The following is a 22,628-nucleotide window of genomic DNA, read 5'->3' on the forward strand; positions in this document are numbered from 1 at the left end:
CCCCGTCCACCGCTTCCGCGGCGGGCGGGGCCGTTCCCCTTTTCCGGAAAGCGCTTCCCGCAACAGTTCCACGCACCGCCGTGCCCCGCGTCCCCCCGCTCGGTGCGACGCAATAGGCTCGCACCATGCGCAGAGCGAAGATCGTCTGCACGCTCGGCCCGGCGGTCGCCGGTTCTGAGCGTCTCCAGGCGCTGGTCACCGCGGGCATGGACGTCGCCCGGATGAACCTCAGTCACGGCTCCCACGCCGAGCACTCCGAGAACTTCGCCGGCGTGCGCGCCGCGAGCGAGGCCACCGGCCGTCCCGTCGCCATCCTCGCCGACCTGCAGGGTCCCAAGATCCGCCTCGGCCGGTTCGTGGACGGCCCCCACATGCTCGCCGTGGGGGACCGCATCACCATCACCACCGAGGACGTCGAGGGCACGCGGGAACTGGTCTCCACCACCTACAAGGGTCTGACCGGCGACGTCGGCGCCGGTGACCGCATCCTCATCGACGACGGCAAGGTCGGGCTGCGGGTGCTCGAGGTCGAGGGCCCCCGCGTGCACTGCGAGGTCACCGTCCCCGGCCCCGTCTCCAACAACAAGGGCATCAACCTGCCCGGCGTCGCGGTCAGCGTCCCCGCGCTGTCGGAGAAGGACAAGGAGGACCTGCGCTTCGCCCTGAAGCTCGGCGTGGACCTCGTCGCCCTCTCCTTCGTGCGCAACGCGGCCGACGCCGAGGACGTGCGCCAGATCATGGCGGAGGAGGGCATCCACGTGCCCGTCTTCGCCAAGGTCGAGAAGCCGCAGGCGGTCGACAACCTCCGCGAGGTCGTCGCGGCCTTCGACGGCCTCATGGTGGCGCGCGGCGACCTCGGGGTGGAGCTGCCGCTGGAGGAGGTCCCTCTCGTCCAGAAGCGCATCGTGGAGCTCGCGCGGCGGCAGGCCAAGCCGGTCATCGTGGCCACGCAGGTGCTCGAGTCGATGATCACCAGCCCGCGCCCGACCCGCGCGGAGGCCTCCGACTGCGCCAACGCGGTGCTGGACGGCACCGACGCCCTGATGCTGTCGGGGGAGACGAGCGTCGGCGACTTCCCGTTCGAGGCCGTGCAGACGATGGCCCGGATCATCGAGAACACCGAGACCCACGGCGCCGACCGCATCGCCCCCCTCGGCAGCACGCCGCACACCAAGGGCGGTGCCGTGACCGCCGCGGCGATGAGCATCGGCGAGGTGCTGGGCGCGAAGTTCCTGGTCACCTTCACCACCACCGGTGACTCCGCCCGCCGCATGTCCCGGCTGCGCCCGCGCATCCCCCTGCTCGCCTTCACCCCCGACCCGGCGGTGCAGCGGCGCCTGTGCGTGAGCTGGGGCGTCGAGACCTTCCTGGGCCCGATGGTCAAGCACACCGACGACATGGTCCGCCAGGTCGAGACGCAGCTGCTGGAGTACGGCCGCTGCCAGGAGGGCGACCTCGTGGTCATCGTGGCCGGTTCCCCGCCCGGCATCGCCGGCTCCACCAACGCGGTGCGCGTGCACCGCATCGGCGACGCGGTCAACGTCGCGGCGCCCGGCTACGCGGACTGACGTCCGGCTCCCGGCCCGCCCCGTGCGGGCCGGGAGCGCGAACGGCGGGGGTGCCACCGTGAGGTGGCGCCCCCGCCGTTCGCTCGTGCGCACCGGCGCGTCGCGCCGGCCCTGCGAGGTGCCCCGGGTGGGATTCGAACCCACACTGGATCGAGTTTGAGTCGATTGCCTCTGCCGATTGGGCTACCGGGGCGGCGGGAGCAACCCTAGCGAACGCGCGGATCGGCGCCCCGGGCCGGGACTGCGGCGCCCCGTGCCGCCGGACGGTGGAGCGGGCGCGGAGCCGCCGCGGGCGCCCGACTAGGATGCCGCCGTGACGAACGCACCTGAGGGCCCCACCGCTCCCGCCAGCCCCGCGCGCCGCGTGGTGGTCGCCGAGGACGAGGCGATCATCCGCCTGGACGTGGTGGAGATGCTGCGCGAGGCCGGCTTCGACGTCGTGGGCGAGGCCGGTGACGGCGAGACCGCCGTCCAGCTGGCCGAGGAGCACCGCCCCGACCTCGTCGTGATGGACATCAAGATGCCCGTGCTCGACGGCATCTCCGCGGCCGAGCGCATCGTCAAGGCCCGCATCGCCCCCGTGGTGCTGCTGACCGCCTTCTCCCAGGCCGAGCTCGTCGAGCGCGCGCGCGACGCCGGCGCGATGGCCTACGTGGTGAAGCCCTTCACCGCGGCCGACCTGCTGCCCGCCCTGGAGATCGCCGTCAGCCGCCACCAGCAGATCGTCGCGCTGGAGGAGGAGGTCGCCGACCTCGCCGACCGCTTCGAGACGCGCAAGCTCGTCGACCGGGCGAAGTCGAAGCTGCAGACGCAGTTCGGCATGAGCGAGCCGGAGGCGTTCCGCTGGATCCAGAAGACGTCGATGGACAAGCGCCTGACCATGCGCGAGGTCGCCACGACCGTCATCAACGCGGGCGAGGCGCGCTCCAAGGGCTGAGTCGCACAACGGCTCTGTAACGGGGCGGTCAAACGTGTGGCGAATCGCCCCTGAAGGCGCACATTTTGCGTATTGTCGCGGCGTCCGGGCCTGATGTGCCGGGACGCGGGGCACACCGTGGTGCCCCGGCCACACCGCTTCAGGAGGAGCCCTCGTGCGTCCAACCCTCAAGTTCCTCAGCCCGGTGGCCGCGGCCGCTCTCCTTCTCACGGCCTGCGGCGGTACGACGGGCGGCGACACCGAGACTCCCGCCCCCGGCTCGAGCGAGACCAGTGCCACCGGTGAAGGCGGCGGCGGCAGCTGCGACGGCGTCAAGATCGGCTTCTTCGGGGCCCTGACCGGCGACTACGCCAACCTCGGCCAGAACATCCGCAACGGCGTCGAGCTGGCCCTCAACGAGCACAACGCGGCCAACGCCGAGTGCCAGGTCGAGCTCGCCGACTTCGACTCCGCGGGCGCCCCCGACCAGGCCCCCGGTCTGGCCACCAAGGCGATCGGGGACGACAAGGTCCTCGGCATCGTCGGCCCTGCCTTCTCCGGCGAGTCCAAGGTCGCCAACCCGCTCTTCGCGGAGGCCGGGCTCGTGCACATCACCCCCTCGGCGACCAACCCCGCCCTGGCGGAGAACGGTTGGGAGACGTTCTTCCGCGTCCTCGGCAACGACGCCACGCAGGGCCCCGGCGCCGCGAAGTACATCAAGGACGTGCTGGGGGCCAAGAAGGTCGTCGTCATCGACGACGCCAGCGAGTACGGCAAGGGCCTCGCCGACATCGTGCGCGAGGACCTCGGCGACCTGGTCGTGGAGAACGACACGATCCAGGCCAAGCAGACCGACTTCTCCGCGACCGTCAGCAAGGTCCGCGCGGCCGGTGCGGACGCCGTCTTCTTCGGGGGCTACTACCCCGAGGCCGGCCTGATGGTGAAGCAGCTGCGCGACGCCGGCATCGAGGCCACCTTCGTCACCGACGACGGCGCCAAGGACGAGGGGCTCATCGTCGCCGGTGGCGAGGCCGCCAACGGCACCATCATCACCTGCCCCTGCCTGCCGCCCGAGGAGGCCGGCGGGACGTTCGCCCAGGACTACGAGAAGGAGTTCGGCGCCCCGCCGGCCACCTACTCCGCCGAGGGCTACGACGCGGCGAAGGTCCTGCTCGACGGCATCGCCGAGGGCAAGACCGAGCGCGAGGCGCTGCTGTCCTACGTGGAGGACTACAACAAGGACGGCGTCACCAAGAAGCTCCAGTTCGACGAGCGCGGCGAGCCCTCCGAGGTCTCGGTCTGGGCCTACAAGGTGGAGAACGGTCAGATCGTGCCCGACCAGGAGATCAACGTGGCCTCCTGACGGTCCCTGACCCTTCACCTGCAGCGGGGTGCTCGCCACTGGCGGGCACCCCGCAGCCTGGACCCCCTGAGGTAGTCCGTGAGTCTTGCGACGTTCCTCGACCTGACCCTGTCCGGGTTGGTGGTCGGGGCCATCTACGCGCTGTTCGCCCTGGGGTACACCCTCGTCTACGGCGTCCTGCGCCTCATCAACTTCGCGCACTCCGAGGTCTTCATGTGGGGCAGCTTCGCCGCTGTCTGGCTGATGATGGCCATGGGTGCGCGCTCCGGCATGTCGATCCCGGCGGCCATCGGCTTCCTGCTGCTGGCCCTCATCGCGGCCATGGCGGTCAGCGGGGCCATCGCCCTCGTCGTCGAGAAGGTGGCCTACTCCCGGCTGCGCCACAAGAACGCCCCGCCGCTGGTCGCACTCATCTCCGCGATCGGCGCCTCGTTCGTGCTGGCCGAGATCATGGGCCTGCGCGACAAGATCGCCGGCTGGGTCGGGCTCGACGGCGTGCTCGCCCCCTACGTCGCCCGCGCTCGCGACACGACGTCCTTCCCGAACCCGCTGCCCAACGTCACCCTCTTCGAGGTGGCGGACTTCCCCGTGCGCAGCAACCAGCTCATCGTGCTGTTCGCGGCGCTGATCATGATGGTCGCCCTCGACCAGTTCGTCCGCCGCTCCCGGCTCGGGCGCGGCGTGCGCGCGGTGTCGCAGGACCCGGAGGCGGCGGCGCTGATGGGCATCAACCGGGACCGGGTCATCCAGCTCACCTTCCTCCTCGGCGGCCTGATGGCGGGTGCGGCAGCGCTGCTGTACCTGATGCACATCGGCGTCACCCGGTTCAACGTGGGCTTCATCCTGGGCATCAAGGCGTTCACCGCCGCGGTGCTGGGCGGCATCGGCAACATCCGCGGCGCGCTGCTCGGCGGGCTGACGCTGGGCCTGGCCGAGAACTACGGCTCCCTCATCTTCGGCACCGAGTGGAAGGACGTCGTCGCCTTCTGCCTGCTGATCGTGGTGCTGCTCTTCCGCCCGACCGGCCTGCTCGGTGAGTCCCTCGGAAAGGCACGCGCATGAGACGCTTCCTCGACGCGGTGGGCGATGCACCCCGCGGCGTGCGCATCGCCGGGCTCGTCGCCCTGGCCCTGCTCGCGTACGCGCTGCCGCTGCTGAACCCGCCGATCATCACCACCCCCGAGAGCGACTTCCGCGCCGTCCTCTTCACCGTGGCGTCCTACGCCCTGGTGGCGCTCGGCCTGAACATCGTCCTCGGCTACGCCGGTCTGCTCGACCTGGGCTACGTCGGCTTCTACGCGGTCGGCGCGTACACCGTGGCGGTGTTCGGCTCGCTGCACGGCAACCTGCCGTTCCCGCTGCTCATGGTGCTGGCTGTCTGCATCACCACGGCCTCGGGTCTGCTGCTGGGTGCCCCGACGCTGCGCGTGCGCGGTGACTACCTCGCCATCGTGACCCTCGGGTTCGGCGAGATCATCCGGCTCGTCGCCCTGAACTCCGAGTGGCTCAACGGTGCCCGCGGCATCACGGGCATCCCGCGCCCGCCGAGCGTGGAGCTGTTCGAGATCCCGCGGCTGACGTGGGAAGGCTGGGTCGCCTACGTCGACCTGGGCGACAAGTCCGTCTTCATGAAGTTCGCGCTGCTGGACGCGACGCCCTACTACTGGCTGACCCTCACCGTCATCATCTTCGTCCTCTTCGCCGACGTGCTCCTGCAGCGCAGCCGCGTCGGGCGCGCGTGGGAGGCCACCCGCGAGGACGAGGAGGCCGCGGAGCTCAACGGCGTGCCGACGTTCCGGTTCAAGCTGCTCGCGTTCGCGATGGGTGCGTTCGTCGGCGGCATGTCCGGTGCGCTGTTCGCGAGCCGGCAGGGCTCCATCAACCCGGAGCCGTTCGTCATCCAGATCTCGATCCTGTTCCTCGCCGCCGTCGTCATCGGCGGCCAGGGCAACCGCTGGGGCGCCATCGTCGGCGCCATCGTGGTGGCCTACCTGCCGGAGCGCTTCCGCGAGGCCAGCGAGTTCCGGGTCCTGATCTTCGGCCTGGCGCTGCTGGTGCTGTCCAACTTCCGCCCGCAGGGCCTGCTGCCACCGCGGCGCAGGAGGCGGGTCAACCGGGAGACCGACCGGAAGCAGCAGATGGAGGGAGGTGTCGTCCATGGCTGAGACGACGGTCGACCGGGCGGGCGCGCACCGCGCGGAGTCCGCACCGCTGCTGCAGATGCAGCAGGTCACCCTCCGCTTCGGCGGCGTCGTGGCCCTCAACGAGGTCAGCTTCGAGATCCACCGCGGTGAGATCCTCGGGCTGATCGGGCCCAACGGCGCGGGGAAGACGACGTGCTTCAACGCCCTCACGGGGGTGTACCAGCCGACGTCCGGGCAGGTCGTCTTCGACGGCCAGCCGCTCGGGCGGCGCAAGCGGTACCAGATCAACCGCCTGGGCATCGCCCGCACGTTCCAGAACATCCGGCTGTTCCAGAACATGACGGCCCGGGAGAACGTCCTCGTCGGTGCCGACGCGCACCACCGCACGGGCGTCCTCAACGCGCTGTTCCGCCTGCCGCGGCACCGCCGCGAGGAGGCGGAGGGCCACCGGCTCGCCGACGAGCTGCTGGAGCTGATGGACCTCGGGCACCGGGGCGACGACCTGGCGCGCAACCTCTCCTACGGTGAGCAGCGCCGCCTGGAGATCGCCCGGGCGCTGGCCACGAAGCCGAAGCTGCTCTGCCTGGACGAGCCGGCCGCCGGCTTCAACCCGGTGGAGAAGCAGCGGCTGATGGACCTCATCCGCAGGGTGCGGGACATGGGCAACACGGTCCTGCTCATCGAGCACGACATGCGCCTGGTGATGGGCGTCACCGACCGCATCGTCGTGCTGGAGTTCGGCAAGAAGATCGCCGACGGCCGGCCCGAGCAGATCCAGAACGATCCCGCGGTCATCGCGGCCTACCTGGGGGTCGAGGATGACGAGTCCTGAGACGTCGACGGCGCCGGAGCGCACGCTGGGGGAGCCGCTCCTCGTGGTGGAGGGGCTGTGCGTCAACTACGGGCGCATCGAGGCCATCCGCAACGTGGGCTTCCAGGTGCCGGAGCGGGGCATCGCCACCCTGATCGGCGCCAACGGGGCGGGGAAGACGACGACGCTGAAGACGATCTCCGGCCTGCGCCCCGTGCGCGCCGGCCGGATCCTGTTCGAGGGGGAGGACATCACCAAGGTCCCCTCGCACAAGCTCGTCCAGCGCGGCATCTGCCAGTCGCCGGAGGGCCGGGGCGTGTTCCCGGGGATGACCGTCGAGGAGAACCTCGACATGGGCGCCTACTCCCGCAAGGACCGGCGCACCGGGGCGATCCGGGAGGACCGGGACCGGGTGTTCACCCTCTTCCCGCGCCTGCTGGAGCGGCGGAGCCAGTTCGCGGGCACCATGTCCGGCGGGGAGCAGCAGATGCTGGCCATCGGGCGCGCGCTGATGTCGCGGCCGAAGCTGATCCTGCTCGACGAGCCGTCGATGGGGCTCGCGCCGAAGCTCATCCAGCAGATCTTCACGATCATCAGGGAGATCAACGCCCAGGGCACCACGGTGCTGCTGGTGGAGCAGAACGCCATGCAGGCCCTGCGCACGGCGGACGTGGCCTACGTGCTGGAGACCGGCGAGGTCGTGCGCGAGGGCACGGGCGCCGCCCTCGCCGAGGACGACAGCATCAAGGCGGCCTACCTCGGCGGCGACGTCTGAGGTCGGTCGAGGACCGCGCCGGCGGCCGGTGCCCTGCGGGGTGCCGGCCGCCGGCGTGTTCGACCCTGTTCGCAGGGCGTGGTGATCCACGTTCGGTGACGGTCGATGGGCGCAGCGTCGGGCGAACGGACTCCACCTGCCACGGACGCCGCAGAGGCCGTTCACGGGCCATTTACGCCACGGCCGACGGGGCCTAGAGTCGCCCCGGGCCGTCGTCTGCGGCCGTGGGCACGGGGGCCTGTCCGTTCGAGGAGGACGCTGTGGCACGACCTCCAGTGGAGGTGCGTCTGGCAACCACCGCTGATGTCGACGCCCTGATGGAGCTGTACCAGCAGGCCCGCTACGAGCAGGTGCACCTGCGCACCCCCGTCGAGCAGGTCCGCACCCGGCTCGACCAGGCGCTGCGCGACGGAGCGGTCCGGGTGCTGCTGGCGACCGTGGGGGAGCGCCCCGCCGGCTACGCCCTGCTGAGCCCCCATGCGCTGCTGCCCCTGACGGCGACTCCCGGCCCCTGCGTGGAGCACCTGCACGTCGTGCCCGAGATGCGCCGGCGCGGGGTCGGGCGCTGCCTGCTGCGGCGAGCCCTCGCGATGGCGCAGGAGGAGGGCGCCGAGGAGCTCTCGTGCACCGTCCTGCCGCAGGACCGCGAGTACACCCGCTACATGGCCCGCCTCGGCTTCGCGCCCGTCGTGGTGCGCCGGGCCGCGCCGCTGGCGGTGCTGCGCCGCAGGCTCTTCCCCGAGGACCCGGCCACCGAGGACGTGCTGGCCCGGCGACGGTCGCTGCGCGGGCGGCTGGCGCGCGCCCACGCAGCGGTCGTGGGCTCCGCCGGGGCGAGCCCCGCGCCGGAGGGGCTCGTGGCCCAGCGCAGGGAGCCGCGCCGGCGCGGCTCGCTGTCCGACGCCGTGACCCCGACGGTGCAGTCGGCCTCCTGAGCGCGGCCCCGCAGGAGCTCCTCCCCGCGGGCGCGAGACGCCGGGCGAACCTGCCCGCCCGGCGTCGGTGCCAGCACCTACGCTGAGCGCCGTGACCGCGCCCGCCGCCCCGACCGCGAAGTCCCCCGCCGCGAACCGGCGCGCCGCCGCCGGTGCGGCCGAGGCCCGCAAGGGGGCGCCCACCCGACCCCGGCTGCTCCTCGTGGACGGGCACTCGCTGGCCTACCGCGCCTTCTACGCCCTCCCGCCCGAGAACTTCGCCACGAGCACCGGGCAGCACACCAACGCCGTCTACGGCTTCACGTCCATGCTCATCAACGTCCTGCGCGACGAGGAGCCGACCCACCTGGCGGTGACCTTCGACGTCTCGCGGCAGACCTTCCGCATGGCGGAGTACGCCGAGTACAAGGCCAACCGCGCCAAGAGCCCGTCGGAGTTCGCCGGACAGGTGGAGCTCATCAAGGAGGTCCTGGCCGCGCTGAACGTGCCGGTGGTGCTCAAGGACGGCTACGAGGCCGACGACGTCATCGCCACGCTCACCACGCGGGCCGTGGCGGCAGGCCACGAGGTGCTCGTCTCCACCGGCGACCGCGACTCCCTCCAGCTCGTCGGTGAGGACGTCACCGTCCTCTACCCGCGCAAGGGCGTCTCCGACCTGGTCCGCATGACCCCGGAGGTGGTCGAGGAGCGCTACGGGGTTCCGCCGCAGCGCTACCCGGACCTCGCGGCCCTGGTCGGGGAGGACAGCGACAACCTGCCCGGCGTGCCGGGGGTCGGGCCCAAGACCGCCGCGAAGTGGATCGGCACCTACGGGGACCTCGACGGGGTCATCGCCCACGTGGACCAGATCAAGGGCAAGGCGGGGGAGAGCCTGCGCGCGCACCTCGACGGGGTCCTGCGCAACCGCCGGCTCAACGCCCTCGTGCGCGACCTCGACCTCGACGTCGACGTCGCCGACCTGCACCGCAGGGCCTGGGACCGCGAGCGCGTGCACACCGTCTTCGACGGCCTGGAGTTCCGCGTCCTGCGCGACCGCCTCTTCGCGACGCTGAGCACCGCGGAGCCGGAGGCGGAGGAGGGCTTCGGCGTGGACGGGCGCATCCTCGACTCCGCCGAGGTCGCCGGCTGGCTCGCCGAGCACGCCACCGGCACGACCGGCCTGCACGTCAGCGGTTCCTGGAGCCAGGGCACCGGCGACGTCACCGGCCTGGCGCTGGCCACCGCCGCCGGCACCGCCGCGTGGCTGGACCCCGCGACCCTCGACGAGGCGGGAGAGCGCGCGCTGGCGGAGTGGCTGGGCGACGCCGGGCGACCCAAGGTCGCCCACGACCTGAAGGGCCCCAGCCACGCCCTCGCCGCCCGCGGCTGGGTGCTGCGCGGCGTCGAGCAGGACACGGCGCTGGCGGCGTACCTGTGCTACCCCGACCAGCGCAGCTACGACCTCGCGGACCTGGCGCTGCGCCACCTCGGCCGCGAGCTGCGGGCCGAGGCCGCCGCGCCCGCCGCCGGGGACCAGCTGGAGCTCGACGCGGGGGAGGGGCCGCTCGGCTCCGACCGCCACGCGGCCGCGGAGGACGCCATGGTGCGCGCCCTGGCGGTGGCCGAGCTCGCCGGCGTCCTGGGTGAGGAGCTGCAGCGGCGCGGGGGCGAGCGCCTGCTCCGCGAGGTCGAGCTGCCGCTGGTGGGCGTCCTGGCGGGCATGGAGCGCGCGGGCATCGCCGTGGACGCGGACCTGCTCACGGACCTGGAGCGGCGCTTCGCCGACAAGGTCGCGCAGGCGCAGGCCCTGGCCTACGAGGTCATCGGCACCGAGATCAACCTCGGCTCGCCCAAGCAGCTGCAGACCGTCCTCTTCGAGCAGCTGCAGATGCCGAAGACGAAGCGCACCAAGACCGGTTACACCACCGACGCCGACGCCCTCGCCGCGCTCTACGTCAAGACGGAGCACCCGTTCCTGATGCACCTGCTGGCGCACCGCGACGCCAGCCGGCTGCGGCAGACGGTGGAGGGCCTGCGCAAGGCCGTGGCCGCCGACGGGCGCATCCACACCACGTTCCAGCAGATGATCGCCGCGACCGGACGGCTCAGCTCGACGGACCCGAACCTGCAGAACATCCCCATCCGCACCGAGGAGGGGCGGCGCATCCGCGAGGCGTTCGTCGTCGGTCCGGGCGGGGCCGGCGCGGTCCGCTTCGAGAGCCTCATGACCGCCGACTACTCCCAGATCGAGATGCGCATCATGGCGCACCTGTCCGGCGACGAGGGGCTCATCGCGGCCTTCAACTCCGGGGAGGACCTGCACCGCTTCGTCGGCTCGCGGGTCTTCCAGGTGCCGGCCCCGGAGGTCACCCCCGAGATGCGCGCCAAGATCAAGGCGATGTCCTACGGGCTGGCCTACGGGCTGTCACCGTTCGGGCTCTCGAACCAGCTCAAGATCTCCGTGGAGGAGGCCCGCGAGCTGATGGACGAGTACTTCGAGCGCTTCGGCGGTGTGCGCGACTACCTGCACGGCATCGTCGACGAGGCCCGCCGCAGCGGCTACACCGAGACCATCCTCGGCCGGCGCCGCTACCTGCCGGACCTGACCAGCGACAACCGCCAGCGCCGGGAGATGGCCGAGCGGATGGCGCTCAACGCCCCCATCCAGGGCTCTGCCGCGGACCTGATCAAGGTGGCGATGCTCGGGGTGGACGCGGCGCTGCGCGAGTCGGGGCTGCGCTCGCGGATGCTGCTGCAGGTCCACGACGAACTCGTGCTCGAGGTCGCGGAAGGGGAGCGGGAGGCGCTGGAGGCCCTGGTGCGGCAGCAGATGGCGGGGGCGGCGCAGCTGTCGGTGCCGCTCGACGTGTCGGTGGGCACCGGCCCGTCCTGGCACGCCGCCGCGCACTGAGGAGCGCCGGGCCCGACGCGCGGCGCGCTCAGCCGGCGGAGCGCGCCACGAACACCGCCGTGCCCGGCACCAGCTCACCGCGCAGCCGGCTCCAGCCGCCCCAGACCGCCTCTCCGGCCGACCACTGCGGCTCGACGAGGTCCTGGAGCACGAACCCGGCGGCCACCAGGGCGCGGACCCAGTCGGACATGGTCCGGTGGTGCTCGACGTAGCGGACGCTGCCGTCCTCCTCGGTCTCCACGTAGGGGGTGCGGTCGAAGTAGGAGTGGCGCACCACCAGGCCGTGCTCGCCGGGGTCGTCCGGCAGGGCCCAGCGCAGCGGGTGCGCCACGCTGAAGGCGAGCAGGCCGGCGGGGACGAGGACGCGCGCGATCTCCGCGAGCACCTCGCCGACGTCCGCGACGAAGGGCAGGGCACCGTAGGCGGAGCAGACGACGTCGACGCTGGCGTCCGCGAACGGCAGCCGGCGGGCGTCGCACTGCACGAGGGCGGTGCGACTGCCGGTCGCGGCGTCGAGGGCACGTGCCTCCCGCAGCATCCCGGCGGAGATGTCCGTGCCCACCACCGCCGCACCCTGCGCTCCGAGCCATCGGGCGCACTGGGCCCCGCCGCAGCCGACCTCCAGCACCCGCTTGCCGCGCACGTCGCCGAGCAGCCGGGCCTCCTCCTCCCGCAGCCGTTCCGGCCCCCACACGAAGTCGGCGGCGCCGAGGAAGTCGCCGTGCTCGATCCGGTAGTCGGCGGCGTCGGCGTCCCACCACGTGCGGTTGGCCCGGGCGGAGGTCTCCGCGTCGACGGGCCAGCGCCCCACCCGCGGCGCTTCCTCGGCTTCCGGTGCCTGGACGGGGTCGCTGGGGGTGCCGCTCACTGCTCCATCCTCGTGGCAGTCGCTACCGGCGGTCATGCCGGGCGGCCTTCGGGTCGATGATGCAGCCGTGGAGGAGGACGCGGCGGAGCTCACGCGCTTCGGCGCGCGCCTGCCCGACCCGCGGCAGGAGCGGCGCTTCCTGGAGGGCACCACCCCGGCGCTGCGGCTGACGACGCTGGTGGTGTGCCTGGCGTGCGCCGGATGGAACCTCGCGGTGGTCCTGGTGGGGCTCGGGTCGCTGGACGCCCCCGGCGGCCGTGGCGTGCTGCTGGCGCACGCGGTGATGGCCCTCGTCGCCCTCGGCTGCGCCCCCCTGGCGCGCCTGGTCCGCGACTACGACAGCGGCCGGCTGGTGACGGTCCTCATCGCGACGATCTACACCGGGATCGTCGCCGCCCAGGTCCTGCTGGACCCGCAGGCCCGGGCCTCCGTCGGGCTGCTGCTGTCCTTCAGCGTCTTCTGCCTCTACATCTTCGCGCCGCTGCCGCAGGGCGTGACCACGGCGCTGGCGGTGGGGCTCTCGGTCGTGGGAACCGCCGCCTACGCCCTCGTGGCGTCACCGGCGGACCTGGCGCACACCCCCGTCTGGCTGCTGGCGGCGTACCTGTCGACGGCGCACCCCGTCGGCTTCATCGCGGCGCTGCGGCACAACCGCAGCCAGCGCACCTCCTTCGCCCTGTGGGAGCGCACCCTCGACCTCAGCCGGCGGGACGACCTGACCCGGCTGCCGAACCGGCGCGCCGCGCAGTCGGCGATGGCGCGCGCCGAGCAGGACCGCACCCGGGAGGGGACGCCGGCGGCGGTGCTGCTGGTGGACGTGGACCACTTCAAGGGCGTCAACGACGCGCTGGGTCACGAGGCCGGGGACGAGGTCCTGCGCCGGGTGGCCGAGGTGATGGACTCCGCGCTGGCCCGTTCCCCGCTGGGGGAGGGGGCGCTGCTGGCCCGCTACGGCGGTGAGGAGTTCGTGGTGGTGGCGACGGGACACGCCGCGGAGGCCGCCGCCGAGCTGGGGGAGGTGGTGCGCCGGGCCGTCCACGAGGAGGCCGTGCCCCGTCCCGCGGGCAGCGGCGCCGCCTCCGGCCGCGACCGCGTCACCGTCAGCGTGGGCGTGGCGGTGGCGTGGCCGAAGGAGCCCGTGCAGGCGGCGACGGCCCGCGCCGACGCCGCCCTCTACGAGGCCAAGCAGGACGGCCGCGACCGCGTCGTGCTGGCGGGGGAGCGCCGCGGCACGGGGGCGCCGCCCGGTGCGGGGACCCCGGAGGGCGGGCAGCGTGCGCCGGGTGCCCGCCCGGCGCAGGGGGGCTTTGCCCCCGTACAGGCGCACGAGTAGGGTGAAGGTGCGAGAACCGCGCCCTCCGCTGGTTCCGGCGACAGCCGGGCCCAGCACGCCGAAGCCGGTGGCAGGACCGTCCGGGCGAGGCAGGGCAGCGGCCTCGTGGCCGCCTGGGAGAACCCTGTGCGACCCCCAACGACGACTGTCCTCGACGGAGCCCCTCCTTCATGACCACCACCACGACCGCACCGGCGGGTTCGACTCCTCAGATCGCGATCAACGACATCGGATCGGCTGAGGACTTCCTCGCCGCGGTCGACGAGACGATCAAGTACTTCAACGACGGCGACATCGTCTCCGGGACGATCGTCAAGGTCGACCGCGATGAGGTGCTGCTCGACATCGGCTACAAGACGGAGGGGGTCATCCCCTCCCGCGAGCTCTCGATCAAGCACGACGTCGACCCCAGCGAGGTCGTCGGCGTCGGCGACGAGGTCGAGGCCCTCGTCCTCCAGAAGGAGGACAAGGAGGGTCGCCTGATCCTGTCCAAGAAGCGCGCGCAGTACGAGCGCGCCTGGGGCACGATCGAGGCCAAGAAGGAGGCCGACGAGGTCGTCGAGGGCGTCGTCATCGAGGTCGTCAAGGGCGGCCTCATCCTCGACATCGGCCTGCGCGGCTTCCTCCCCGCCTCCCTCGTCGAGATGCGTCGCGTGCGCGACCTGCAGCCGTACGTCGGCAAGACGATCGAAGCCAAGATCATCGAGCTGGACAAGAACCGCAACAACGTCGTCCTGTCGCGTCGTGCGTGGCTGGAGCAGACGCAGTCCGAGGTCCGCCAGAACTTCCTGACCACCCTGCAGAAGGGTCAGGTCCGCTCCGGCGTCGTCTCCTCGATCGTCAACTTCGGTGCGTTCGTCGACCTCGGCGGCGTCGACGGCCTGGTGCACGTCTCCGAGCTGTCCTGGAAGCACATCGACCACCCGAGCGAGGTCGTCGAGGTCGGCCAGGAGGTCACCGTCGAGGTCCTCGACGTGGACATGGACCGCGAGCGCGTCTCCCTGTCGCTGAAGGCGACGCAGGAGGACCCGTGGCAGCACTTCGCCCGGACCCACGCGATCGGTCAGGTCGTGCCGGGCAAGGTCACCAAGCTCGTCCCGTTCGGTGCGTTCGTGCGCGTCGACGACGGCATCGAGGGCCTGGTCCACATCTCCGAGCTGGCCGAGCGCCACGTCGAGGTGCCCGAGCAGGTCGTCCAGGTCAACAGCGACATCTTCGTCAAGGTCATCGACATCGACCTGGAGCGTCGCCGGATCTCGCTGTCGCTGAAGCAGGCGAACGAGTCCGTCGCCGCGGCCGGCGAGGAGTTCGACCCCTCGCTGTACGGCATGGCCGCCGACTACGACGAGCAGGGCAACTACAAGTACCCCGAGGGCTTCGACCCCGAGACCAACGAGTGGCTCGAGGGCTACGAGTCGCAGCGCGAGGAGTGGGAGCGCCAGTACGCGCAGGCCCACGAGCGCTGGGAGGCGCACCGCAAGCAGGTCGCCGAGGCCGCCGAGGCCGAGGCCGCCCGCGAGGCGGCGGGGGAGAACGAGCCGGCTGCGGCGTCCTCCTCTTCCTCCTCCTCGTCCTCGTCCGCCCCGTCGAGCGCGTCGAGCTACAGCTCCGAGGCGCCGGAGGCCCAGGGCACCCTGGCCTCCGACGAGGCCCTCGCGGCGCTGCGCGAGAAGCTCACCGGCGGCGCCTGAGTCGCCCGCGGCAGTTCGCTGCCGCTGATCCACGAGAGCCCCGGCCGGGAATCCGGCCGGGGCTCTCGTGCGTCGGCCGCCGTCCCGGGGCGCCGGTGGCCCGCGCCGAGCGGTCGCCGCCCCGAGCCGTCACCGCCGCGCTCGGGCCGCCGCGTGGAAACGTGTCCACAGTGAACGCTCACATCACGGCGCGGCTGCCTTCCTGGTCACGAGATGGCAACGGTGCTGGTCAGAGGGCCCTCGGGCTTATATGTTGGGCCGCACAACATAACCCCGAGCGTTCCGCCGGGGTCAGATGCGAAGGAGCATCCATGCGCGTCCGCAGCTCTGCACTCCTCGCCGCCGGCGTGGCAGGCGTTCTCCTCACCTCCGCGTGCGGTGGGGACTCCAGCACCCCCGGCTCCGCCGGTGAGACCCCGGCAGCCGGTGGCGAGACCTCCGCCACCGGCGGGGGATCCGGCGCCCCCGAAGTGGGTGTGATCCTGCCCGACACCGAGTCGTCGGTCCGCTGGGAGTCGTTCGACCGTCCCGCCCTGGAGAAGGCCTTCGAGGACGCCGGCGTCACCGCCGACATCCAGAACGCCCAGGGCGACGCCAGCCGCATGCAGACCATCGCCGACCAGATGATCACGCAGGGCGTCAAGGTCCTCGCGATCGTCAACCTCGACTCCAACTCCGGCGCCGCGATCCAGCAGAAGGCCAAGGCCGCCGGCGTCCAGACCATCGACTACGACCGCCTCACCCTCGGCGGCACGGCCGACTACTACATCTCCTTCGACAACACCAAGGTCGGCGAGCTGCAGGGTGAGGGCCTGGCGAAGTGCCTCGGCGACAAGCCGGCCAAGATCGCCTACCTCAACGGCTCGCCCGACGACAACAACGCCACCCTGTTCTCGAAGGGCGCGCACAGCGTCCTCGACCCGATGACGCAGTACACCAAGGTCGCCGAGCAGGCCGTTCCCGAGTGGGACAACCAGCAGGCCGCGACGATCTTCGAGCAGATGCTGACCCAGCAGGGCGGTCAGATCGACGGCGTCCTCGCCGCCAACGACGGACTCGGCAACGCCGCCATCTCCATCCTGGCCAAGAACGGCCGCGCCGGGCAGGTGCCGGTCACCGGGCAGGACGCCACCGAGCAGGGTCTGCAGAACATCCTGGGCGGCCAGCAGTGCATGACGGTCTACAAGCCCGTCGGCGAGGAGGCGGCCGCGCTGGCGGACGTCGCCATCGCGCTGGCCAAGGGCGAGAAGCCCGAGACCACCGGGACCGTGGAGGACGCGGAGGGCGGGCGCGACGTCAACGCCATCCTGCTGGAGCCGCAGGCCATCTTCCGCGACAACGTCAAGACGGTCGTGGACGATGGCTTCGTGAAGGCCTCCGACATCTGCACGGGCGACTACGCCGCCGCGTGCACGGAGCTGGGCATCTCCTGACGCCCCACGGGCGCCGGGGCGGATCCCGCCCCGGCGCCCTCGCACGCCCCCGGCGCGCCGTCGCGCCGGGCCGGCCGTGGGCCCGGACCCCCTCGAGCAGACCACGCCTCGAGCAGACCAGGAACGGTGGACAGACCCATGCAAGGAACGAACCCCCCGACCGCGACGGGCGGTGCGCCGCTGCTGTCCCTGCGCGGCATCGACAAGAGCTTCGGCCCGGTGCAGGTGCTGCACGGCGTCGACCTGGACGTCCGGGCCGGTGAGGTCACCGCCCTCGTCGGCGACAACGGCGCCGGCAAGTCCACGCTCGTCAAGTGCATCGCCGGCATCTACACCACCGACGCCGGCGAGTACTTCTTCGAGGGTCGCCGCGTGCAGGTGCACGGCCCGCGCGACACGGCGGAGCTGGGCATCGAGGTCGTCTACCAGGACCTCGCCCTGTGCGACAACCTCGACATCGTGCAGAACATGTTCCTCGGCCGGGAGGAGAAGAAGGGCGTCCTCCTCGACGAGCCGACGATGGAGGAGATGGCCCGCCAGACGCTGGCCAGCCTCTCCGTGCGGACGGTGCGCTCCGTGCGCCAGCTCGTCTCCAGCCTCTCCGGCGGGCAGCGGCAGACCGTCGCCATCGCCAAGGCCGTCCTGTGGAACTCCAAGGTCGTCCTCCTCGACGAGCCGACCGCCGCCCTGGGCGTCGCCCAGACCAGGCAGGTCCTCGACCTGGTCCGCCGGCTCGCCGACAACGGCCTCGGCGTCGTGCTGATCTCGCACAACCTCAACGACGTGTTCGAGGTCGCGGACAACATCACGGCCCTCTACCTCGGCCGGGCCGCCGCCACGGTCCGCACGAAGGACGTCACCAGCAGCCAGGTCGTCGAGCTCATCACCGCCGGGCGCTCCGGCGACATGGGCATCATCGACACGAGCGCCACCGCAGCGGTCTGAGGAGCAGCCACCCATGAGCGCCACACCCGACAGCCCCACCCGCAACGGCGACGTCGCCGCGACGGCCGCGAAGGGCCCGCAGGACGAGTCCGCCCGCATCGCCGAGCTCGCGCGCGCCACCGCCAGCGGCGGCAGCCCGATGGCCCAGCCGGCCGAGGAGCCCACGTTCGGCGAGGGCATCCGCGCCTACATCACCCGCCTCAAGGGCGGCGACATCGGTGCCCTGCCGGCGGCCCTCGGGCTCGTCGTCCTCTTCGTCCTGTTCGCCGCGCTGCGCCCGGACACCTTCCTGACCCCCATCAACATCGCCAACCTGATGGTGCAGGCGTCGTCGATCATCGTGCTGGCGATGGGCCTGACCTTCGTCCTGCTGCTCGGCGACATCGACCTGTCGGCCGGTGTCGCGGGCGGGGCCTCGGCGGCGGTCATGGCGCTCGTCATGAACGACGCCGGCCTCGGCTGGTACCTCTCCATCCCCGCGGCCCTCCTCACCGGCCTGGCCTTCGGAACCCTGATCGGCATGTTCGTCGCCCGCGTCGGCATCCCGTCGTTCGTGGTGACGCTCGCCTTCTTCCTCGGCATCCAGGGCATCACGCTCTGGCTGATCGGCGAGGGCGGCACCATCCCCGTGCGCGACCAGGTCGTGGTGAACATCGCCAACGGCAACGTGCCCGTCGGTCTCGGCTGGGTCTTCGCCGTGCTCGCCGCCGCCGCGTACGCCCTGATCACCCTCGGCCGCTGGAACAGCCAGCGCCGCCGCGGCCTCAACCGCGACAACTTCATCCTCGTGGTGCTGCGCGTCGTCGGCGTGGCCGTGGTCCTGCTGGGCCTGACCGCGGTGCTGTCGCAGAACCGCGCCCGCGTGCCCGGCATCGAACTGGCCGGCGTGCCCTACTCGGTGCCGATCATCGGTGTCCTGCTGGTGCTGCTGTCGATCGTGCTGGGCCGCACCGCGTACGGCCGCCACGTGTACGCCGTCGGCGGCAACGCGGAGGCCGCGCGCCGTGCCGGCATCAACGTCACCCGCATCCGCATCTCCGTCTTCATGATCGGCTCCACGCTGGCCGCCTTCTCCGGCATCATCGAGGCGTCGCGGCTCAACTCCGTCGCCCCCGGCTCCGGCGGCGGCAACACCCTGCTCCTGGGCGTGGGCGCCGCCGTCATCGGCGGGACGAGCCTCTTCGGCGGCAAGGGCAAGGTGACCAACGCGGTCATCGGTGGCCTGGTCATCGCTACCATCACCAACGGCCTGGGCCTCATGGGGCAGCGGGCGTTCGTGAACTTCCTCGTCACGGGTGCCGTGCTGCTGCTCGCCGCAGCCGTCGACGCCATCTCGCGTCGGCGCCGCGCCTCGGCCTCGAGCTGAGACGCGGGAGAAGCACCTGAAGAGCATGGTCGGCAGGCAGCCCCTCGGGCGCGGCCAGGACGACGTCCGCAGGCACAACCTCGCCGCGGTGCTCGGCCTCGTGCACGAGCAGGGCTCCAGCACCCGGGCCGACCTCACCCGGGCCCTGGGACTCAACCGCTCGACCGTCGGCGATCTCGTGGGCAGCCTCGTCGAGGCGGGGCTGCTCGTGGAGGAGAAGCCCGCCGAGGTGCCGGGCCGGGTGGGGCGGCCCTCGCTGGTCGTGCAGCCCAGGCCCGGGGCGGTCTCGGTGATCGCCGCCTTCGTCGACGTGCACGAACTCGACGTGGCGCGGGTGGGCCTGGGCGGCCACGTCCTCGGCCGGCGGCGCGAGCCGCTGGCCGGGGGCGCCTCCCCGCTCGCGGCCGCGCAGCAGGTCGCCACGGTCGCGGAGGACCTGCTGGCCGACCCCGGCGCCCCGCAGGCGGCGGGGGCCGTGCTGGCGGGCGTCGGGCTGGCGGTGCCGGGAACCGTCCACGCGGGCGCGGGCACCATCGCCGCGGCGCCCAACCTCGGCTGGCACGACGTGCCGTTCAGGGCGCTGACCGCCGACGTCGTCGCCGCCCGCTTCGGCGCGGACGTCGCGGTGCACGTCGCCAACGACGCGGACCTCGGCCTGCTCGGGGAGATCCGCCGGGGTGCCGCGGTGGGCCGCACGGACGTGGTCTACCTGTGCGGCACCTACGGCCTCGGCGGGGGTGTCCTCTCCGGTGGGCACCCCGTCACCGGGCGACGCGGCTACGCCGGCGAGGTCGGCCACATCAGCGTCGACCCCAGCGGCCGGGCCTGCCGCTGCGGCAGCCGGGGCTGCTGGGAGAGCGAGGCCCTCGCCGCGGCCTGGGCGGACCCGCTGGAACTGGACGCGGACGCGCCCGACATCGCGGAGCAGGTCCTGCGCCGGCTGGAGGCCGGGGGCGTCGCCGCACGCCGCACCCGGGACAAGCTGTCCCGGGCCTTCGCCCGCGGCCTCGCCAACGTCGTCAACGTCTTCGACCCGCAGTCGGTGCTGCTGGGCAGGGGACTCTGGCGGGACCTGTGGCCCGCCCTCTCCGACGACGTGCTGCCCTGGGTGGACCGTCTGGTGATGCCGGCCATGCGGGAGGGCCTGGAGGTCCGCACGGCCGGGCTCGGGGCCGACTCCACCGTCTGGGGCGCGGCGGAGCTCGCCTTCACGGAGCTGCTCGCCGACCCGCTGGGCCGCCCGTCGAGCGGCGTCGCGGTCTGATCCGGTGCGGACGCCGCGGTGAGGGTCCGGAAGTCCCGGCGCACGGGGTGAGCGGCCTGTACCGTCCGGCCGTGAGACGCGGCCCGGGCAGACGCACCCGTCGGGACTGGGCGCCGGCACTGCTGGGCGTGGTCGTGACGGTCGTGCTGCTCTCCGCGTGGGAGGTGCCGCCGATCGTGCCGGCGCTGGTGGCGCTGGCCGCCTGCGTCACCGTCCTCCTCGCGCTCGGCGCGCACCGCCCGAAGCGCTGGAGCCCCTGGGCGCTCATCGCGCTCAGCCAGGGGCTGTGCTCCGTGTCGAGCTTCGCCGCGGTGGCCGCGGGAGGCCGCTCCGCGCCCGCCACCACGCTGCTCGTCGCCGCCCAGCTGGCCAGTGCGGTGCTCGCCCTGCACGTGCTGCGGGTGATGGTGGGACGCCCGCGCCCGCCGGGGGGCGGCCCGGCGGCCCGGCTCGACGCGCTGATCGTGGCCGTGGTGGTCGCCCTCGCGGCCGCGCACGCGCTGGCCGCGGGCGCGGGTCAGGGCGGCCCGTCCCCACCGGCGCTCACCCCGGCGCTGAACCTCGTGCTCATGGGCCTGGTGCTGCGGCTGCTCGTCGTGAGCGCCACCTCCACCGCCGCGGTGCTGCGGTTGCAGCTCGCGGGCCTCTCCGCGGCCCTGAGCTACCTGCTCGCCAGCCTGCCCGGGGCGCGGGGGCACCTCGCCGCCGCACCCCTGGAGCCCGGCCTGACGGTGACGATGGCGCTGCTGGCGTGGGCGGCGACGCACCCGTCGATGGTCCTCGTCTTCGAGCCCGCCTCCCTGGGGCGCCGCCGCCACGCCTCGACGCAGATGCTCGCCGCGCTGCCCCTGGTGGCGGTGCCGCCGTGCCTGTGGCTGCTCGATGGCAGCGGCGCCGCCGCGGCCCTGCCGACGGCGGCCTACCTGCTGGTGGGCGCGCTCGTGGCCGGCCTGGCGCTGCTGCGGGGTGCGCTGGCGTTGCGGGCGAGCGAGCGCAGGGCGGCGCACGACCCGCTGACGGACCTGCTCAACCGACGCGGCCTGGCGCAGGCCTTCGCCACCCGGCAGAGGCGCGGTGCCGGGGCGGGCGGCTGGGTGCTGTGCCTGCTGGACGTGGACGACTTCAAGCACGTCAACGACACCTACGGCCACGACGTCGGCGACGCGCTCATCCTGGAGGTCGCGCGGCGGCTGGCGCGGGCTGTGGGCCCCGCGGACGCCGTCGCCCGCACGGGCGGCGACGAGTTCGTGCTGCTGCTCGCCGCCGGCCCCGGTCACCGGGCTCCGGAGGACGTGCTGGCGGCGGCGTTCGGGCAGCCGTTCCCCGTGGCCGGCCGCCTCGTCGCGGTGCGCGCGAGCACGGGGACCACGCCGGTGCCCGACGGCTCCTCGATGCTGCAGTTGCTCGCCGACGCGGACGTGGCGATGTACGCGGCGAAGGCCGCCGGTGGCGGGACGGTCGCCTTCAGCGAGGACCTGCGCCGGCAGGTGCTGGGGCGGCGGGCGCTGGTGGAGGACCTGCGGGCGGTCCTGGCAGGCGGCGAGGCCGAGCGCGTGGGCGGGCTGCACGTGCTCTACCAGCCCCTCGTGGACCTCGGGAGCAGCCGGGTCCTGGCCTGCGAGGCGCTGGTGCGCTGGCGCCACCCCGCGCGCGGGCTGGTCATGCCGGACGACATGCTCGGCGCCGCGGAGGAGCACGGGCTCGGCCGGGAGCTGGACCGGCTGGTGCTGCGGGCCGCCCTGGCGCAGCTGGTGCGCTGGGACGGCGCCGGCCTGCCGCCGCTGTCGGTCAGCGTGAACCTCGGCCGCTCCAGCACCTGCCACCCGGGACTCGCCCTGGACGTCCTGGACGCCCTCGCCAAGGTGGGGCTGCCCGCCTCCCGGCTGCGGCTGGAGATCACCGAGCACGAGCACCTGCCGGACGACCCGGCCATCGCCGAGGAGTTCCAGGCCCTGGTGGCCGCCGGGGTGGGGCTGTCGCTGGACGACTTCGGCGCCGGCTACGCCTCCTTGGACTACCTGCTGCGCTACCCCGTCAGCACCCTGAAGCTGGACCGCTGCCTGACGGCCTCCCTCATCGACCAGTCCGCGTCGCCCCTGCTGGAGGGGGTGGTCGGTCTCGCGGCCCGGCTGGGCCTGACGGTGCTGGCGGAGGGGGTGGAGACCGCGGAGCAGCGCGAGCGCCTGGCGGGCCTGGGCATCGACCACGGCCAGGGCTGGTACTTCGCCCGTCCGCTCGGCGGCGACGACTTCGCCGGCCACGTCCTCGGGCGCGCGCCCGCCCCGGTGCTGCCCGCGGGCTGAGCGGCGCCACCGCCGGATAGCGT

At 72.9% G+C, this 22,628-nt stretch carries 17 protein-coding genes and 1 tRNA gene; 16 read left to right on the forward strand and 2 right to left on the reverse strand.

The window, feature by feature from the left end:
- Nucleotides 1–125 precede the first annotated feature (125 nt).
- Nucleotides 126–1,568, forward strand: a complete 1,443-nt coding sequence (gene pyk, locus CLV92_RS08890; protein ID WP_104432449.1) for a pyruvate kinase — start codon at nucleotides 126–128, stop codon at nucleotides 1,566–1,568.
- A gap of 119 nt (nucleotides 1,569–1,687) precedes the next feature.
- Here the strand turns inward: pyk and CLV92_RS08895 are convergent.
- Nucleotides 1,688–1,761 (reverse strand) — tRNA-Leu (locus CLV92_RS08895).
- Between the two features lie 120 nt (nucleotides 1,762–1,881).
- Between CLV92_RS08895 and CLV92_RS08900 the strand changes: the two genes are divergently transcribed.
- The 8 genes from CLV92_RS08900 (at nucleotide 1,882) to polA (ending at nucleotide 11,402) form a co-directional block, all read left to right on the forward strand.
- Nucleotides 1,882–2,505: an ANTAR domain-containing response regulator gene (locus CLV92_RS08900; protein WP_104432450.1), complete on the forward strand. Its 624-nt coding sequence runs from the start codon at nucleotides 1,882–1,884 to the stop codon at nucleotides 2,503–2,505.
- A 154-nt stretch (nucleotides 2,506–2,659) separates the two neighbouring features.
- A complete protein-coding gene (locus CLV92_RS08905) occupies nucleotides 2,660–3,847 on the forward strand; it encodes a branched-chain amino acid ABC transporter substrate-binding protein (RefSeq protein ID WP_104432451.1) in 1,188 nt (395 codons plus the stop codon).
- Nucleotides 3,848–3,925: 78 nt separating this feature from the next.
- Nucleotides 3,926–4,909, forward strand: a complete 984-nt coding sequence (locus tag CLV92_RS08910; protein WP_104432452.1) for a branched-chain amino acid ABC transporter permease — start codon at nucleotides 3,926–3,928, stop codon at nucleotides 4,907–4,909.
- Entirely contained in the window at nucleotides 4,906–6,012 is a 1,107-nt protein-coding gene (locus CLV92_RS08915; RefSeq protein WP_104432453.1) for a branched-chain amino acid ABC transporter permease, read from the forward strand. Before CLV92_RS08910 ends, CLV92_RS08915 begins: the two co-directional genes overlap by 4 nt.
- Nucleotides 6,005–6,823, forward strand: coding sequence for an ABC transporter ATP-binding protein (locus CLV92_RS08920; RefSeq protein WP_104432454.1), 819 nt, complete (start codon nucleotides 6,005–6,007; stop codon nucleotides 6,821–6,823). The genes CLV92_RS08915 and CLV92_RS08920 overlap by 8 nt, the downstream gene beginning before the upstream one ends.
- Nucleotides 6,810–7,577 (forward strand): ABC transporter ATP-binding protein, encoded by a 768-nt coding sequence (locus CLV92_RS08925; protein ID WP_104432455.1) that lies wholly within the window; start codon nucleotides 6,810–6,812, stop codon nucleotides 7,575–7,577. Before CLV92_RS08920 ends, CLV92_RS08925 begins: the two co-directional genes overlap by 14 nt.
- A gap of 260 nt (nucleotides 7,578–7,837) precedes the next feature.
- Entirely contained in the window at nucleotides 7,838–8,512 is a 675-nt protein-coding gene (locus CLV92_RS08930; RefSeq protein ID WP_146099467.1) for a GNAT family N-acetyltransferase, read from the forward strand.
- Between the two features lie 91 nt (nucleotides 8,513–8,603).
- The gene (polA, locus tag CLV92_RS08935; RefSeq protein ID WP_211290989.1) at nucleotides 8,604–11,402 is read left to right on the forward strand and encodes a DNA polymerase I; all 2,799 of its coding nucleotides are present in this window, start codon (nucleotides 8,604–8,606) and stop codon (nucleotides 11,400–11,402) included.
- A gap of 28 nt (nucleotides 11,403–11,430) precedes the next feature.
- On the opposite strand, the gene CLV92_RS08940 is transcribed toward polA, so the two are convergent.
- Nucleotides 11,431–12,306 carry a class I SAM-dependent methyltransferase gene (locus tag CLV92_RS08940; RefSeq protein WP_104432457.1) on the reverse strand — a complete coding sequence of 292 codons (876 nt, stop codon included), beginning with the start codon at nucleotides 12,304–12,306 and terminating at the stop codon, nucleotides 11,431–11,433.
- A 31-nt stretch (nucleotides 12,307–12,337) separates the two neighbouring features.
- On the opposite strand from CLV92_RS08940, the gene CLV92_RS08945 reads away from it, so the two are divergent.
- The 7 genes from CLV92_RS08945 (at nucleotide 12,338) to CLV92_RS08975 (ending at nucleotide 22,605) form a co-directional block, all read left to right on the forward strand.
- Nucleotides 12,338–13,603 carry a GGDEF domain-containing protein gene (locus tag CLV92_RS08945; protein ID WP_158257176.1) on the forward strand — a complete coding sequence of 422 codons (1,266 nt, stop codon included), beginning with the start codon at nucleotides 12,338–12,340 and terminating at the stop codon, nucleotides 13,601–13,603.
- A gap of 170 nt (nucleotides 13,604–13,773) precedes the next feature.
- Complete coding sequence (gene rpsA, locus CLV92_RS08950) at nucleotides 13,774–15,294, forward strand: 30S ribosomal protein S1 (protein ID WP_104432459.1); 1,521 nt, start codon at nucleotides 13,774–13,776, stop codon at nucleotides 15,292–15,294.
- 311 nt (nucleotides 15,295–15,605) lie between these two features.
- A complete protein-coding gene (locus CLV92_RS08955; RefSeq protein WP_104432460.1) occupies nucleotides 15,606–16,727 on the forward strand; it encodes a sugar ABC transporter substrate-binding protein in 1,122 nt (373 codons plus the stop codon).
- 138 nt (nucleotides 16,728–16,865) lie between these two features.
- Nucleotides 16,866–17,672 (forward strand): ATP-binding cassette domain-containing protein, encoded by an 807-nt coding sequence (locus tag CLV92_RS08960; protein ID WP_104432461.1) that lies wholly within the window; start codon nucleotides 16,866–16,868, stop codon nucleotides 17,670–17,672.
- 13 nt (nucleotides 17,673–17,685) lie between these two features.
- Nucleotides 17,686–19,038, forward strand: coding sequence for a sugar ABC transporter permease (locus CLV92_RS08965; RefSeq protein ID WP_104432462.1), 1,353 nt, complete (start codon nucleotides 17,686–17,688; stop codon nucleotides 19,036–19,038).
- 25 nt (nucleotides 19,039–19,063) lie between these two features.
- Nucleotides 19,064–20,302: an ROK family transcriptional regulator gene (locus CLV92_RS08970; protein WP_104432463.1), complete on the forward strand. Its 1,239-nt coding sequence runs from the start codon at nucleotides 19,064–19,066 to the stop codon at nucleotides 20,300–20,302.
- A 71-nt stretch (nucleotides 20,303–20,373) separates the two neighbouring features.
- Nucleotides 20,374–22,605 (forward strand): putative bifunctional diguanylate cyclase/phosphodiesterase, encoded by a 2,232-nt coding sequence (locus CLV92_RS08975; protein WP_146099468.1) that lies wholly within the window; start codon nucleotides 20,374–20,376, stop codon nucleotides 22,603–22,605.
- Nucleotides 22,606–22,628 lie beyond the last annotated feature (23 nt).

This window comes from Kineococcus xinjiangensis (assembly GCF_002934625.1).
GTDB classification, from domain to species: domain Bacteria; phylum Actinomycetota; class Actinomycetes; order Actinomycetales; family Kineococcaceae; genus Kineococcus_A; species Kineococcus_A xinjiangensis.

Bases quoted from the DNA above. Each gene is read 5' to 3' on its own strand.
- rpsA (WP_104432459.1), top strand. From the start codon at position 13,774: ATGACCACCACCACGACCGCACCGGCGGGTTCGACTCCTCAGATCGCG.
- CLV92_RS08940 (WP_104432457.1), bottom strand. From the start codon at position 12,306: ATGACCGCCGGTAGCGACTGCCACGAGGATGGAGCAGTGAGCGGCACC.
- CLV92_RS08970 (WP_104432463.1), top strand. From the start codon at position 19,064: ATGGTCGGCAGGCAGCCCCTCGGGCGCGGCCAGGACGACGTCCGCAGG.
- pyk (WP_104432449.1), top strand. From the start codon at position 126: ATGCGCAGAGCGAAGATCGTCTGCACGCTCGGCCCGGCGGTCGCCGGT.
- CLV92_RS08960 (WP_104432461.1), top strand. From the start codon at position 16,866: ATGCAAGGAACGAACCCCCCGACCGCGACGGGCGGTGCGCCGCTGCTG.
- CLV92_RS08925 (WP_104432455.1), top strand. From the start codon at position 6,810: ATGACGAGTCCTGAGACGTCGACGGCGCCGGAGCGCACGCTGGGGGAG.
- CLV92_RS08920 (WP_104432454.1), top strand. From the start codon at position 6,005: ATGGCTGAGACGACGGTCGACCGGGCGGGCGCGCACCGCGCGGAGTCC.
- CLV92_RS08915 (WP_104432453.1), top strand. From the start codon at position 4,906: ATGAGACGCTTCCTCGACGCGGTGGGCGATGCACCCCGCGGCGTGCGC.
- CLV92_RS08955 (WP_104432460.1), top strand. From the start codon at position 15,606: ATGCGCGTCCGCAGCTCTGCACTCCTCGCCGCCGGCGTGGCAGGCGTT.
- CLV92_RS08965 (WP_104432462.1), top strand. From the start codon at position 17,686: ATGAGCGCCACACCCGACAGCCCCACCCGCAACGGCGACGTCGCCGCG.